Origin of the sequence: Bradyrhizobium sp. AC87j1 (assembly GCF_002936975.1) — a bacterium.
Lineage (GTDB): Bacteria > Pseudomonadota > Alphaproteobacteria > Rhizobiales > Xanthobacteraceae > Bradyrhizobium > Bradyrhizobium shewense.
The window spans coordinates 33,929-48,527 of sequence record NZ_PTFE01000009.1; the positions used below are offsets into that span (position 1 = coordinate 33,929).

Sequence of the window (14,599 nt, forward strand, 5' to 3'; positions counted from 1 at the left end):
TCCCACTTGCGGGAGAGGTCGCGCCAAAGGCGCGGGTGAGTGTTCTCTCCTCTGGGGGATTGTCCCATTGCGGAGAAACCCTCTCCCCAACCCTCTCCCGCAAGCGGGAGAGGGAGTGCAGCACCGCCGCGGCCGCTAGATGACCACCCCCTACACCTTCCGCCCGATGACCGCAGTCGACCTGCCGCTGATCCAGCGCTGGCTGGGCGAGGCGCATGTGCGGGAATGGTGGGGCGATCCGGACGAGCAGTTTGTGCTCGTCAGCGGCGATCTCGACGAGCCCGCGATGGACCAGTTCATCGTGTTGGCCGCAGATCGCCCCTTCGGCTATCTTCAATGTTATCGCCTGACCGCCTGGAATACGGGCTTTGGGCCGCAACCGGAGGGCACGCGTGGGATCGACCAGTTCATCGGCGAAAGCGACATGATCGCGCGCGATCACGGTTCGGCGTTCATCCGCCAGTTTGTCGATGAGCAGTTTCGGAACGGCCTGCCGCGCATGGTCACCGATCCTGATCCCCTCAACGCACGCGCCTTACGCGCCTATGAGAAAGCCGGTTTCGTTCGCGACCGCATGGTCGAGACGCCGGACGGGCCGGCGCTGTTGATGGTGCGCGAACCGTGACGCTGACACACACGCACGAGAGCAGGGTCGCATTTCCGCCGCTCGCCTGGGCCGGCATCGCGCTGTTGCTGTTGGCGCTGCAGGCCGCGATCCTGTTCGGCATGGGGCGGGTGCCGATCTGCACCTGCGGCTATGTCAAGCTCTGGCACGGCGTGGTGAACAGCTCGGAGAATTCGCAGCACATCGCCGACTGGTACACCTTCTCGCACATCTTGCACGGTTTCCTGTTCTACGGCCTGACCTGGCTGCTGTTCGTGCGCCTGCCGTTGCTGTCTCTGTCCTGGCCGGCTCGACTGATCATCGCCATGCTGATCGAAGGCGCCTGGGAGATCGTCGAGAACTCGCCCTTCATCATCGAGCGCTACCGCGCCGGCACGATCTCGCTGGATTATTTCGGCGACAGCATCGTCAATTCGGTCTCCGACAATCTGGCGATGGTGCTGGGGTTCCTTGCCGCACGCGCGCTGCCTGTCAGTGCGACCGTCCTGATCGGGCTCGCCTTCGAGATCATGCTGGCGCTGCACATTCGCGACAATCTGACGCTCAATATCCTGATGTTGATCCATCCGATCGAAGCAGTGAAGCAATGGCAATCGGGTCCGCCCATCATCTGACCTAAAAAGCGACTTGTCCTTAACCGCCTCCCGCCCTAGCTAGACAGACATGACAGACTTCTCTCCCCGCGAAATCGTTTCCGAACTCGACCGTTTCATCGTCGGCCAGGCCGACGCCAAGCGCGCCGTCTCGATCGCGCTGCGCAACCGCTGGCGCCGGCAGCAGCTTGAAGGCTCGCTGCGCGAAGAGGTGCTGCCGAAGAACATCCTGATGATCGGCCCCACCGGCGTCGGCAAGACCGAAATCGCGCGGCGGCTCGCCAAGCTCGCCAATGCGCCGTTCCTGAAGGTGGAAGCGACCAAGTTCACCGAGGTCGGTTATGTCGGCCGCGACGTCGAGCAGATCGTGCGCGATCTCGTCGAGGTCGCGATCGCCCAGGTCCGCGAGAAGAAGCGCAAGGACGTGCACGCTCGCGCGCAGCTCGCCGCCGAGGAGCGCGTTCTCGATGCGCTGGTCGGTGCCAATGCCAGCCCTGCGACGCGTGAATCCTTCCGCAAGAAGCTGCGTGCCGGCGAGCTCAACGACAAGGAAATCGAGATCGAGACGCAAGGCGGCGGCAGCGGCATGCCGATGTTCGAGATCCCGGGCATGCCGGGCGCGCAGATGGGCGCGATCTCGATCGGCGACATCTTCGGCAAGTTAGGGGGCCGCAGCAAGACGCGGCGGCTGACGGTCGAGGGCTCGCACGAGATCCTGGTCAACGAGGAATCCGACAAGCTGCTGGACACCGATCAGCTGACGCTGGAGGCGATCAACGCGGTCGAGAACAACGGCATCGTGTTCCTCGACGAGATCGACAAGATCTGCGCGCGCGAAGGCCGTGCCGCCGGCGACGTCTCGCGCGAGGGCGTGCAGCGCGATCTGTTGCCCTTGATCGAGGGCACCACGGTCTCGACCAAGCACGGCGCCGTCAAGACCGACCACATCCTGTTCATCGCCTCCGGCGCCTTCCACGTCGCAAAGCCGTCGGACCTGCTGCCGGAATTGCAAGGCCGCCTGCCGATCCGCGTCGAATTGCAGGCGCTGACCCGCGACGACATGCGCCGCATCCTGACCGAGCCCGAGGCCTCGCTGATCAAGCAATATGTCGCCTTGATGCAGACCGAGGGCGTGACGCTCGACATCACCGACGGCGCCATCGACGCGCTCGCCGACGTCGCGGTCGCCGTCAATTCCACCGTCGAGAACATCGGCGCGCGGCGGCTACAGACCGTGATGGAGCGGGTGCTGGACGAGATCTCCTTCACCGCCCCCGACCGCAGCGGCGAGACCGTCAAGGTCGATGCGGATTTCGTGCAGAAGCACGTCGGGGACCTCGCCAAGAACGCCGATCTGAGCCGGTTCATTTTGTAATTTGGGTTCAGTCCGCTATCTATCCCGCTGTCGTCCCCGCCTAGTGCGCAATTGCGCACGGGCGCGGGGACCCATAACCACCAGCGGTCCTTGTTAGAAAAGATGGCGGCTCCAGCCTTGGCTCAAACAGCGTCCTGTGGTTATGGGTCCCGGGTCGCGCTTCGCTTGCCCGGGACGACAGCGGAGGTCAATCGCGCCAGCCCAGGTGCGGCGTGATCGCTCATATCCAGAAAAACCCCTGGCGGCTGCTGCTCGCGATCAACGCCGCGGTTATCGTCGGCGTGTTCGTTCACAAGATCCAGCTGCCGCCTTACGTCCCCTACATCCATCTCCTGGTCGACTACCATTTTGGCTTCATCAAGCGCGCGCTGATCGGGGCGATCGTCGCGCTGTTCACGGACAAGGTGCCGGTCTGGTCGGTGTTCGCGATCGGCGGGGTGACGTGGCTGGTGACGCTGGCCCTCTACGCAAGGCTGTTTCAGAAGAGCTTTGGCTTCACCGCGAAGACGCTGCCGCTGTTCGTCTTCATCGCGGGCTCGCCGTTCTTCCTCAAGAACTTCATGCACACGCTCGGCCATTTCGACATCTATGGCTGTGCACTGGCGCTGATCCTGTTGCTGACGCCGGCAGGCTCATTGCTGTTCGTGGCTTTGGCCGCGCTGTTCTCGATCATTCTCGTGCTGATCCACCACATTCATCTGCTGATGTATGTGCCGACGATCGTCACTATCGTCGTGATCAGGCACTATCTCGCCTGCGGGCTCAATCGCGGCGATGTCGCCTTCGGCATCGTCGCCCTGCTCATCGTCGCGGTGCTGTTCTTTGCGGCGCAATTTTTGGGAACGATGCCAATCCCGGAAGCGGATTTCGTCGCTTACTTGAAGACTCGGATGGCCGATCCCTCGCGAACTGACCTGCTGCAATTCGCCTACATCTGGTACCAGCCGCTGGCGAAGGAGGTCTCGGACACCTGGGGACGCCTGCCGCACAACATCCTCGGCGTGCCCGTGTTCGCGCTGCTGATCTGGCTGCACACGCCGCTGTGGCGCTATTTTGCCAAGCTGATCGGAGCGCTCGCAAGCGAGACGCACCGCCGCCTCGTGCTCGCGGCACTGATCGGAATCAGCCTCGCCTATCTCGTGATGTTTGCGATGGTGTTCGACTATTCGCGCTGGATCTCGAACTGGGCGGTCTGCATGTTCCTGCTCCTGCATGCGGTGAAGATGCTGCCGGCCGCGCGCGAGGCGCCGCTGATTCCGGCAGAGGATCAGAAGACGAATATCTTCGGCTTGATCCTCACGCTGATCCCGCGCGTCGGAATCATCAGGCCGTTCTAAAACCTCGCCCGCCTGATCCGCACATACAGCGCGCCCTCGCCGCCATGGCCGATATGCGCCGTCTCGAAGCCGACGACGAAGGCGCGGAATTCCGGCAGGCTCAGCCATTCCGGCACCAGGCGGCGCAGCACGCCGCTTTCGCCGCCGCTGCGGCCCTTGCCGGTGATGACGAGCACGAAGGTCAGGCCGTCGTGATGGGCGCGGTGCAGGAATCCGGTCAGGGCGCGATGCGCGCGCGTCTGGGTCATGCCGTGCAGATCGAGCCGCGCCTCGATCTCGCTGCGGCCGCGCGACAGTTTTGTGCGCTCGCGCTTGCCGAGCGGCGCCAGGGGCGGGACGGCCGGTTTTGCGGCGCGGGGTGCCGGTGCAGCAGCGGCCGGCCGTGGCGATGACGCAGGCCGCGTGACGGGTGCTGCGGGCAAAGGCTCGGTGCGCGGAGCGACATGCGCCTTCGCCGCGCGGTGCTTCCTCAGCGGCTTGACCTGTTTGGCAACGACCTCCCACAGCTCGCGCTCCTCCTCGCTCAGCGCGCGGCGGCGCGGCGAGGGGCGAGGCTCGAGCACGGGCGGACGGGACGATCGCTTCATTGCTGCCGATGGGGCCGTTTCTTCACCGGTCGCTGCGGTTCGGAAGCGGGCTCGATCACAGGGCGCGGCGCCGGCAGCGGGACTGGACCCGCGATGGCGACCGTGTCGCTCTTGGTTTCCGCGGGGCCGGCGGCAGTAGCCGGCTTCGCCGTCCCCTTCCCGGGATCGGTTTGCGGAAACAGCTTGGCGATCTTCTCCGAGGGGCGCGGATCGGGCACCGGCAGCCGTGCACCGCGCACCGAGGGATCGAGGCCCTTCGGCACCAGCATCACGAAATGCATGGGGTGGCGCAGCCGTCCGGAGACGCGGCCGGCATCCGCGCCGGCGCCGAAAAACAGATCGGCGCGCGCGGGGCCGATGATGGCCGAGCCGGTATCCTGTGCGATCATCAGCCGATGAAACGGCGTCTTCGAGCGTTCGGACTCGATCGGCAGCTCGCCCTCAATGAAGAACGGCGTGCCGTAGACATGCAGCGATTTGTCGACCGCGATCGAGCGTCCGGCCGTCAGCGGAATGCCCTGCGCGCCCACCGCCTCCTCCTTGTCGGAGAGGTTGACCTCGCGGAAGAATATGTAGGCGCGGTTCGCGCGGCGCAGCTCCTTGGCGCCATCAGGATTCTGCGTCATCCATTCCCTGATCTTCTGCATCGACATCTCTTCCTTCGGAATGATGCCGCGCTCGATCAGGACGCGCCCGACGGCAGTGTAGGGATAGCCGTTATAGGCGTCGTAATTCAGCCGGACCGTGCCGCCGTCGTCGAACTTGATCCGCGCCGAGCCCTGGATCTGCGCGAACAACAGATCGGTCGGATCCTTCAGCCAGGCGATCTCGAGTCCGCGGCCGGCGATCTTGCCGTCCTCGATCTCGCCGCGGTCGTAATAGGGCACCAGCTTGCGGCGGCCGATCTTGCGATAGACCGGTCCCTTGTTGGGCAGGCTCACCGAATCCTGCTTGTAGCCGCGCACGAACAGATTCGAGGGACGGCGGTAGACCGGAACATTGTAGACCTCGGTCTGCGTGCGCGACCCCTCCAGCACCGGCTCGTAATAGCCGGTGACGAAACCGTCGGGCTCGCCGAGTCGCGAGATCCGCAGCGGCGCGAAATTCTCCTCGAAGAAGGTCTTTGCTTTCGCGTCGTCGGTGAGCTCGAGCGATTTCGCCGCCCGGCAAGGTTCGCTCAGCGAGCCTGCCAGCGCCTTTGGCTCCGCCGCGCCGGTTGGTGCATTGATCGGCTTGCAGCTGGCGCGGAACGTCTTGTACGCCGCGAGATGATTGTCATCGCTCCAGCCCTTCACGTCCGCCCAGGCCAGCGGCAGATATTGCGCGCCCGGAATTTCGAACGGCAGCGGGAGCTGCGGATAGGGCAAGGCCCGCGGCGGAGCCGCAGCCAATTGCGGGGGATGATGGTGATGGCTGCGATAGTGGCGCCGCGCGGCCTCGGCGCCGAGCGAAAACGACGACAACACGACGACACCTGCGCAAAGCGCCGTCGCGCCGGTCTTCAGAAAGACCTTAATTCGCGCTTCCGGTGCCAACCAGCTTCCAGTTCGGATCGCGAGAGGTGACGTCGCGGGCGAAAGTCCAGATGTCGGTGATGTCGGCGACCGTGTCGGCGCTGCCGTCGACGATGTTGCCGGCCTTGTCTCGGGTGGCCGAGATCATCTGTGAGACGAAGCGGATCGTGAGCTGGGCGGTACGGTCGCGCAGCTCGGCGCCGACGAGTTCGGCCTTGTCGATCGAGACGAACCGGGTCTCGGTCTTCTGCTCGTTCTTCTCGCGTTCCTTGATCGCGGCCTCGAAGCTCTCATAGACGTCCGACGACAACAGGTCGCGCAGCGCGCGGCGGTCGCCATTGGCAAAGGCCAGCACGATCATCTCGTAGGCGCCGCGGGCGCCCGAGATGAAATGACGCGGGTCGAAAGTGGAATCCTTGTCGACGATGGCATCAAGGCCCTGCGCCAGCGCGGTGCCCGGCTCGGTCAGGCCCTTCCAGCGATCGGAGGGCGGGGTCGGCTCGGCGGTCGGCGCCAGCGGGGCCTGATCGATGACCTTGCCCGGCATGGTCACGACGTTGTTGTCCTGGGTACCCCCGAGCGCATTGCGGGCGGCAGTCCGATCGAACGGCGGCCGCTCGTTGCCGGTCCGCTGCCCGAGCACACTGCGCAGCCGCAGAAAGATGAAGACCGCCAGCGCCAGGAAGATGATGGTGTAGATGTCCACGTCGGATTCGCTTTCTGGTCTTTGCTCTGGGTCTACGCTTTGGGGTCGTCGCCGGGAAAATCAATCCGGCCAGTAGACCGTTCCATACGGGAACGGCAAGTCTACATCACCATTTTAGGTCCGCGTCAGGTCCGTGGGATGTAGGCACGAAATCTTGCCCGGCCAATGGCGCCTTTTGGCACAGCACCGAGTGTAGCGCGTTTTATGCTTAAGGGGAAACCCGATCCTGCCCGGAAATCGCGCATCTTCAATCATTTAAGGCGCAGTTTTACGGAAAAGGCGGGATGAACGCGGCGGTTGCGGCGCGCCCGGAATCCCGCCTCCGGGACCGTTCGTCCTTGTGGAACGAGGCGGCCCTATGTTAGCCAACCGCCGCGAAATTCAGCCCAAATCGGGTAAGGAGAGACTCTCATGACCAACGGTAACGGCACCCCTCCCGAGGCGGCCCAGGCTCCCCAGCTCAACGTGCTGGCGCAATATACCAAGGACCTTTCGTTCGAAAACCCGAACGCGCCCAGCTCGCTCCAGCAGCAGAGCCAGCCCCCCCAGATCAACATCCAGATCAATGTCAGCGCTAACAATCTCAGCGAACATGAGTTCGAGGTGACGTTGTCGGTCGAAGGCAAGGCCGAGACCGCGGGCAAGATCATGTTCTCGTTCGAGCTCGCCTATGCCGGCGTGTTCCGCATCGCCAACGTGCCGAAGGAGAATCTGCATCCGCTGGTCATGATCGAGTGCCCGCGCCTGCTGTTCCCGTTCGCCCGCGAGATCATCGCGACCGCGGTGCGCGACGGCGGGTTCCCGCCCCTGATGCTGGATCCGGTCGACTTCGTCGGTCTCTATCGCCAGAACATGGAGCGACAAATGGCCGCTCAGCCGAGCGGCCAGGCCTAACCAGCCGGAGGAGCTGGAGCGGGCAAAAACTCGTTCCAGATCGCCTTGTCGCCGAGCGTTGCGATGAAGGCCTTGTGGGCCTCACGCTCGGCATCGGAAACCCGCGGCGCGAGCGGCACCAGCCGCTGCCGCCGCGGCGCATCGCCAGCCGCATTGACGCGAATCTCCTGAGCGTCCGACGCCAGGAGCAGCTGCGACTGCCGCGCCCCGACCAGATCGACATAGACCTCGGCCAGCAGTTCGGCGTCCAGCAGCGCGCCGTGCTTGGTGCGGTGTGAATTGTCGATCGCATAACGCGAGCAGAGATCGTCGAGCCGGTTGGACACGCCGGGATGCTTGCGGCGCGCCAGCAGCAGCGTATCGACCAGCCGCTCGCGCGGGATCGCCGCGCGCTTGATCTTGTCGAGCTCGGCATTGATGAAGCCGATGTCGAACGAGGCGTTGTGGATCACCAGCGGCGCATCGCCGATGAACTCCAGAAACGCATCGACGACCTCGTGGAACAGCGGCTTGGTCGACAGAAATTCGGCCGACAGCCCGTGCACCGCAAAGGCTTCCGCCGGCATGTCCCGTTCAGGATTGATATAGACGTGGTACGTCTGCCCGGTCGGCATGCGATTGAGGATCTCGACGCAGCCGATTTCGACCAGACGATCGCCGCGCAGCGGATCGAGGCCGGTGGTTTCGGTATCGAGAACGATTTCGCGCATGTCTTGAGATCAGTGGCTTGAGAGCAGCGTCTTGAGAGCCGTGTGCGGCGGCGAATCAGGCCCGCCGCTGCGGCATCTTAACGACCTCGGCCAGGATGTGGGCGATTTGCGCGCGCACCGGGTCAAGTCCGTGTGACGTATCCACTACGAAATCGGCCCGCTTGCGCTTCTCGGCGTCCGGCGTCTGCTTGGCGATGATCGCGTCGAGCTTGGCTTCGTCCATGGTGCCGCGCGCCAGCACCCGCTCGCGCTGGAGTTCCGGCGAGGTCGAGACCACGACCACGGCATCGACCCGCTTCTCGCCACCGGTCTCGAACAGCAGCGGGATGTCCAACAGCACGACCGGCGCCTTGGCAGCTTCCGCCTCGGCAAAAAACTTTTGCCGGGAGGCGCCGAGCATCGGATGGACGATCTGCTCGAGCTGCTTGATGGCGGCGGGATCATGCACGACGCGCGCCGACAGTTTTGGCCGGTCCACCTTGCCGTTCACGGTGGTGCCGGGAAAGGCGGCCTCGATCGCGGGCGCCGCTTCGCCCTCATAGAGCTGATGCACGGCAGCATCGGCATCGTAGACGGGCACGCCAGCCTCCGCGAACAATTTCGCGGTGGTGGATTTTCCCATTCCGATCGAGCCGGTCAGTCCCAGGATCCGCATCAGCGCTCAGCCATGTCTGTCATTCACACCGCAACTAGCTGCTCGCCTCGCAGGAATGCAAGCAGCGGCAGCAGCGGCAGGCCGAGAATGGTGAAATGATCGCCCTCGATGCGCTCGAACAGATGAATGCCCAGGCTTTCCAGCTGATAGGCGCCGACGCTGGCGGTGACGGCGTCGCCGGCAGCATCCAGATAGGCTGAAAGCTCGTCCTCGGTCATCTCGCGCATGGTCATGCGTGCGACCGAAACGTCTTCGAAAACAATCTGGCCGTCATGCGCCATAGCCACCGCGGAATTCAGCTCATGGCTGTTGCCGGCGAGATCGCGCAATTGCGCCAATGCCTGCGGACGGCCTGCGGGCTTGTTGAAAAGACGATTGCCAAGAGCCAGTGTCTGATCGGCCCCGATCACGTAGCTTCCGGGATGATTGGCCGAGATCGCCTTGGCTTTTTCGCGCGCCAGCAGCAGAGCGATCTCGCGCGGATTTGAAAGCGCTGAAGCTAATTGAATACCGCGCTCGTCGATATCGGCGGTAATAGCCTTGAATTCCAGCCCCGCATTGGCCAGCAGCATTTTTCGGGCGCTGCTTTGTGAGGCCAGGATCAACGGAGATTTGCCGAGCCACAGACCCATCGCGAAAGCTATCCGGAAGGCCGGTTGCGCTGGCGATCGCTGTAGAGCTTCATGATCGCCGCCGCGGTTTCCTCAATCGAGCGTCGCGTGACGTCCAGCAGCGGCCAATCATGCTTGGCACTGAGCTTGCGCGCAAACGCAACTTCCTCGGTGACCGACTGCCTGTCGGTATAGGTGTCGTTGCCGGAATCGGTCCCCATCGAGAGCAGGCGATTCTGACGGATCTGGATCAGGCGTTCCGGCGTCGCGTGCAGGCTGACGACCAGCGGCCGCGTCAGCGTCTCCAATTGCGAGGGCACCGGAATGCCGGGAACCAGCGGCACGTTGGCGGTGCGGATGCCGCGATTGGCCAGATAAATCGATGTCGGCGTCTTGGAAGTGCGGGACACACCAACCAGCACCACGTCGGCATCGTCGAGGCCTTCGACATGCTGACCATCGTCATGGATCATGGTGTAGTTCAGCGCATCGATGCGCTTGAAATATTCCGCGTTGAGGACGTGCTGGGCGCCGACGCGGCCGGTGGTCGCAGCCCCGAGATAGGCTTCGAACAGCTGCATCACGGGGCCGATGATCGACAGGCTCGGAACATTGATCTCCTTGCACTTGTCCTCGAGCCTGGAGACCAGATCCTTCTCCAGCAGCGTGAACAGCACGATCCCCGGCGCCTCCTCGATCTCGTCGAGCACGCGGTCGAGCTGCTTCTGGCTGCGCACCAGCGGATAGACGTGCTCGACCGGGGTGACGTTGGCGTATTGGGCCGCAACCGCCCGTGCCACGGTGATCAACGTCTCGCCGGTGGAGTCAGACACGAGGTGCAGATGGAAATAATTGTTCGAGGTTGGCACGAAAACTCTTTGGATGAAGGCGGGGTGATTTGTGGATTTCTGTGGAGCTTAACCTCTCGGAAAGGGTTGCGCGACACCAGGGGCGGGACAAGTGCCAATTTTCTTCACACCGCTGCCCGTCAGGACAAGTCCGGCGCCCTCGCTCCAGGGAAACGGGATTGCGCGGACAACCCCCTTGATAAGCTGCCGACAGAAAGGCGCAAGCCTTTGAAGCTGGCCGACTTATCGGAAGTCGCCAGAGCGATCAGGGATATGTTGATGGATGTGAACAAGCGCGCGTGAACGCGCGGACGGAATTGTGTGAGTCCAATCCACGGTCACATAGACTCAAACCTTAAGAATCTAAGATTCTAGATTTGAGGAAGGCGCTACGGACGGATATGTGTGCAGGCAAGACCTTAACGAGTTCTTACTATCCCCAGCGTTCCCTCGGCTGGGTCAGAAATCCGGAAACAGAAAATGTTTGAAGACGTCTATCTCTGGATCAAGGCGCTGCACGTGATTGCCGTCATCGCCTGGATGGCGGGCATGCTCTATCTGCCGCGGCTGTTCGTTTATCACAGCGAGGCCGAAATCGGCTCGAAGCAGTCCGAAACGTTCAAGATCATGGAACGCCGGCTGCTCAAGGCCATCATCAACCCGGCCATGACCGTCACCTGGCTCGCCGGGCTCTATCTCGCCTGGTCCGGCCATTGGTTCTCGTTCGGCTGGCTGCACGTAAAACTGGCACTGGTCCTGGCGATGTCCGCGGTCCACGGCTTTTTTTCCCGCTGGCTGAAGGATTTCGCCGCCGACCGACGCCCCCGAACCCAGAAATTCTATAGAATTATCAACGAGGTGCCGACCGTTCTGATGATTTTCATCGTCATCATGGTGATCGTGAAGCCGTTCTAGGCGAGGCGCGCGACGATTAGCTCAGCGCTTCGGCTTGCGGAGAAGGGAGCGATTTTCTATATTGTCGACATCCCACCCAACGCAGGCGGATGTGGTTGTGTCTGAGCTTTCCAGAGGCCGGACACCGCATCAGGTTTGAAGCCTCATCGGCACTTAACCTTGCCAGACCTGCGGACCTTATCTTCTCACGTCCGCATTTCAGAGCCTCCTCGCACCCCTCCCAAGGTTACCCCACAGGACCACCCCAATGCGGGAAATTAAACTCGAAGACCTCAAGTCCAAAACGCCGGCCGAGCTCGTCTCGTTCGCGGAGGAGAACGGGGTCGAGAATGCCAGCACCATGCGCAAGCAGGAGCTGCTGTTCGCCATCCTCAAGCAGCTCGCGCTCGCCGAGACCGATATTGTCGGCCAGGGCGTCGTCGAGGTTCTCTCCGACGGCTTCGGCTTCCTCCGCTCGCCCGATGCGAATTATCTGCCGGGCCCGGACGACATCTACGTTTCGCCGTCGCAGATCCGCCGTTTCGGCCTGCGCACCGGCGATACCATCGAAGGCCACATCCGCAGCCCGAAAGAGGGCGAGCGCTATTTCGCGCTGCTGAAGGTCAACACGCTCAATTTCGAGGACCCGGAAAAGGCCAAGCACAAGGTCAATTTCGACAACCTCACGCCGCTGTTTCCGAATCAGCGTTTCCGCATGGAGATCGACGATCCGACGCGGAAAGACTTGTCTGCACGCGTGATCGACATCGTCGCGCCGATCGGCAAGGGTCAGCGCGCATTGATCGTCGCGCCGCCGCGCACGGGTAAAACCGTGCTGATGCAGAACATCGCGCACTCGATCACGCATAATCACCCCGAGTGCTATCTGATCGTGCTGTTGATCGACGAGCGTCCGGAAGAAGTCACGGACATGCAGCGCTCGGTGAAGGGCGAGGTCGTGTCGTCGACCTTCGACGAACCGGCGGTGCGTCACGTCCAGGTCGCCGAGATGGTGATCGAAAAAGCAAAGCGCTTGGTGGAGCACGGCCGCGACGTCGTGATCCTGCTCGATTCGATCACCCGCCTCGGCCGCGCCTACAACACCGTGGTGCCGTCATCCGGCAAGGTGCTGACCGGTGGTGTCGACGCCAACGCGCTGCAGCGCCCGAAGCGCTTCTTCGGTGCCGCCCGCAACATCGAGGAGGGTGGCTCGCTGACCATCATCGCGACCGCGCTGGTCGATACCGGCAGCCGCATGGACGAAGTCATCTTCGAAGAGTTCAAGGGCACCGGTAACTCGGAGCTGATCCTGGACCGCAAGGTCTCGGACAAGCGCACCTTCCCGGCGATCGACATCTCGCGCTCCGGCACCCGCAAGGAGGAGCTCATCACCGATCCGCAGGTGCTCAAGAAGATGTACGTGCTCCGCCGCATCCTCAACCCGATGGGCACGATGGACGCGATCGACTTCCTGCTCGACAAGCTGCGCTCGACCAAGAGCAATTCGGAGTTCTTCGACTCGATGAACACCTGAGTGCGGTGCAATATGAAATCAGAGGGCGCCTTCGGGCGCCCTTTTTTCGTTGTGCGGCTTTGCTGCGGCAACGGTGCAGCATGGAGCTGTATCGAAGTGCAGGTCCGACCTTCTCCGAAGGTATTGATATATCTATATAAAGCTTGATATTCGCTGGCGGACTTTCCTTGATCGGCGAGGTTCTTGCAGCAAATTGCCGAGTCTATATTGCGCTGCAATATGATATTTGCTGCGGCAAAGGCGCAGCAAAATGGACCGCCGCGGTCCATGAATGGGCCGTTTGCCTTTTCGGCGCGAGCCGGACAAATAGGCCATGCATCCGCGAGACCAGACCATCTTTGCGCTGTCGTCCGGCCGGGCGCCGAGTGCGATCGCCGTGGTGCGCGTCTCGGGTCCGCAAGCCGGCCTGGCGTTGACGACCTTGGCGGGGAAGCTGCCGGCGCCGAGGCAGGCCAGCCGCCGGCTGCTTCGTGACGGCGCGGGCCAGCCGATCGACGATGCGGTCGTGCTGTGGTTTCCGGGGCCGGCCAGCGCGACCGGCGAGGACGTCGCCGAATTCCACGTTCATGGCGGCCGCGCCGTGCTCTCGGTGCTGTTCGCCACAATTTCTTTAATTCCGAATACTCGGGCGGCCGAGCCGGGCGAGTTCACGCGGCGCGCCTTCGAGAATGGCAAGCTCGACCTCACCGAAGCCGAGGGCCTTGACGATCTCATCCACGCTGACACCGACCGCCAGCGCCGTCAGGCGCTGCGGCAGTTGCAAGGGCTGCTCGGCGACCGCGCGCGCGACTGGCGCGAGCGCATCATCGAGGCCTCGGCGCTGATCGAGGCCGGCATCGATTTTTCCGATGAGGGCGATGTGCCGGCAGAGCTCAGGGCGCCGGCAGTGAAAGCGATCAAGGCCCTGCACGACGAAATCACAAAAGTCCTTGCGGCACAGGGACATTCTGAACGTCTGCGCGAGGGCCTCGTGGTTGCGATCGCGGGCGAGCCGAATGTCGGCAAGTCGACGCTGATGAATCAGCTCGCGCGCCGCGAGGTCGCGATCGTCTCGCCGCATGCCGGCACGACGCGCGACGTGATCGAGGTCCAGCTCGATCTTGATGGCTATCCCGTCACTGTGATCGACACCGCCGGCATTCGCGAGACCGATGATCCGGTCGAGCAGGAGGGCGTGCGCCGTGCGCGAGCGCGGGCCGAGGACGCCGACCTCGTGCTGTGGCTGGTCGAGGGGGAGCAGGACGTCGATCCCAGTGCGATGAGATCGTCTTGGACGTCCGGCGAGGGCGGTCGGTCCGGTGGCCCGGCCTGGATCGTCCGCAACAAGATCGACCTGAGCGAGGGCGTCGTACCGCGCTCCGAGTTCGGGATCTCGGCGAGTCGGGGGGATGGTGTCCCGGAACTGGTGGATGCGCTGGTGAAATTCGCTTCGGAGTTTTTCGGAACCACCGAGGGCGCGCTGGTGACCCGGGCTCGCCAGCGGGATCTGTTGGTCCGGACGTCAGAGAGCTTGCGCCGGAGTCTGGACCTTGTAGAACACGGCGAGGAGCTTGCAGCCGAAGAGCTGCGCGCCGCCGCTTACGCCTTGGGCCGGTTGCTGGGCCGGGTGGATGTCGAAGACGTCCTCGGAGCCATCTTCCAAAAGTTCTGCATAGGAAAGTAGATCTAGTTCTTCATTGTAGAACTAGCGCTTGTTCATTTCTTGTGTTTCACGTG

At 63.0% G+C, this 14,599-nt stretch carries 16 protein-coding genes; 9 read left to right on the plus strand and 7 right to left on the minus strand.

All coding sequences use genetic code 11. The annotated features are described in order from the left end of the window. Positions 1–139 precede the first annotated feature (139 nt). From CV770_RS07815 to CV770_RS07830, 4 genes are all read left to right on the plus strand, one after another. A complete protein-coding gene (locus CV770_RS07815; protein WP_104461913.1) occupies positions 140–625 on the plus strand; it encodes a GNAT family N-acetyltransferase in 486 nt (161 codons plus the stop codon). Continuing rightward, a complete protein-coding gene (locus CV770_RS07820) occupies positions 622–1,239 on the plus strand; it encodes a DUF2585 domain-containing protein (RefSeq protein WP_104461914.1) in 618 nt (205 codons plus the stop codon). The genes CV770_RS07815 and CV770_RS07820 overlap by 4 nt, the downstream gene beginning before the upstream one ends. A 49-nt stretch (positions 1,240–1,288) precedes the next feature. Continuing rightward, complete coding sequence (gene hslU / locus CV770_RS07825; protein ID WP_104461915.1) at positions 1,289–2,593, plus strand: ATP-dependent protease ATPase subunit HslU; 1,305 nt, start codon at positions 1,289–1,291, stop codon at positions 2,591–2,593. 212 nt (positions 2,594–2,805) lie between these two features. Continuing rightward, positions 2,806–3,930: a hypothetical protein gene (locus CV770_RS07830; RefSeq protein ID WP_104461916.1), complete on the plus strand. Its 1,125-nt coding sequence runs from the start codon at positions 2,806–2,808 to the stop codon at positions 3,928–3,930. Here CV770_RS07830 and CV770_RS07835 read toward each other — a convergent pair. From CV770_RS07835 to CV770_RS07845, 3 genes are read right to left on the minus strand one after another with little or no spacing between them, the layout of a single operon-like run. Beyond that, positions 3,927–4,517, minus strand: a complete 591-nt coding sequence (locus CV770_RS07835; protein WP_104461917.1) for a Smr/MutS family protein — start codon at positions 4,515–4,517, stop codon at positions 3,927–3,929. The genes CV770_RS07830 and CV770_RS07835 overlap by 4 nt on opposite strands. Beyond that, entirely contained in the window at positions 4,514–6,052 is a 1,539-nt protein-coding gene (mltA, locus tag CV770_RS07840) for a murein transglycosylase A (RefSeq protein ID WP_201759744.1), read from the minus strand. The genes CV770_RS07835 and mltA overlap by 4 nt, the downstream gene beginning before the upstream one ends. Further along, complete coding sequence (locus CV770_RS07845) at positions 6,030–6,737, minus strand: Tim44/TimA family putative adaptor protein (protein ID WP_104461918.1); 708 nt, start codon at positions 6,735–6,737, stop codon at positions 6,030–6,032. Before CV770_RS07845 ends, mltA begins: the two co-directional genes overlap by 23 nt. Positions 6,738–7,148: 411 nt before the next feature. On the opposite strand from CV770_RS07845, the gene secB reads away from it, so the two are divergent. Then, complete coding sequence (gene secB / locus CV770_RS07850; RefSeq protein WP_091965356.1) at positions 7,149–7,631, plus strand: protein-export chaperone SecB; 483 nt, start codon at positions 7,149–7,151, stop codon at positions 7,629–7,631. Here the strand turns inward: secB and dnaQ are convergent. The 4 genes from dnaQ to CV770_RS07870 are packed head-to-tail and all read right to left on the minus strand — an operon-like array spanning position 7,628 to position 10,476. Then, the gene (gene dnaQ, locus CV770_RS07855) at positions 7,628–8,341 is read right to left on the minus strand and encodes a DNA polymerase III subunit epsilon (RefSeq protein WP_018323537.1); all 714 of its coding nucleotides are present in this window, start codon (positions 8,339–8,341) and stop codon (positions 7,628–7,630) included. The genes secB and dnaQ overlap by 4 nt on opposite strands. Positions 8,342–8,396: 55 nt before the next feature. Next, on the minus strand, positions 8,397–8,996 hold the full coding sequence (gene coaE, locus CV770_RS07860; protein WP_091965358.1) for a dephospho-CoA kinase: 600 nt from the start codon (positions 8,994–8,996) through the stop codon (positions 8,397–8,399). A 23-nt stretch (positions 8,997–9,019) separates the two neighbouring features. Further along, the gene (locus CV770_RS07865) at positions 9,020–9,628 is read right to left on the minus strand and encodes a Maf family nucleotide pyrophosphatase (RefSeq protein WP_104461919.1); all 609 of its coding nucleotides are present in this window, start codon (positions 9,626–9,628) and stop codon (positions 9,020–9,022) included. Between the two features lie 8 nt (positions 9,629–9,636). Next, a complete protein-coding gene (locus tag CV770_RS07870; protein WP_018323540.1) occupies positions 9,637–10,476 on the minus strand; it encodes a pyruvate, water dikinase regulatory protein in 840 nt (279 codons plus the stop codon). On the opposite strand from CV770_RS07870, the gene CV770_RS07875 reads away from it, so the two are divergent. The 4 genes from CV770_RS07875 to mnmE all read left to right on the plus strand — a co-directional run bounded on the left by CV770_RS07875 (position 10,450) and on the right by mnmE (position 14,546). Further along, positions 10,450–10,758, plus strand: a complete 309-nt coding sequence (locus CV770_RS07875) for a hypothetical protein (protein WP_245453700.1) — start codon at positions 10,450–10,452, stop codon at positions 10,756–10,758. The two genes, CV770_RS07870 and CV770_RS07875, sit on opposite strands and share 27 nt — an antisense overlap. Positions 10,759–10,935: 177 nt before the next feature. Then, on the plus strand, positions 10,936–11,370 hold the full coding sequence (hemJ, locus tag CV770_RS07880) for a protoporphyrinogen oxidase HemJ (RefSeq protein WP_091965360.1): 435 nt from the start codon (positions 10,936–10,938) through the stop codon (positions 11,368–11,370). Positions 11,371–11,617: 247 nt separating this feature from the next. Further along, positions 11,618–12,883, plus strand: a complete 1,266-nt coding sequence (gene rho / locus CV770_RS07885; RefSeq protein ID WP_008133567.1) for a transcription termination factor Rho — start codon at positions 11,618–11,620, stop codon at positions 12,881–12,883. A gap of 313 nt (positions 12,884–13,196) precedes the next feature. After that, positions 13,197–14,546, plus strand: coding sequence for a tRNA uridine-5-carboxymethylaminomethyl(34) synthesis GTPase MnmE (gene mnmE / locus CV770_RS07895; protein WP_091965361.1), 1,350 nt, complete (start codon positions 13,197–13,199; stop codon positions 14,544–14,546). Positions 14,547–14,599 lie beyond the last annotated feature (53 nt).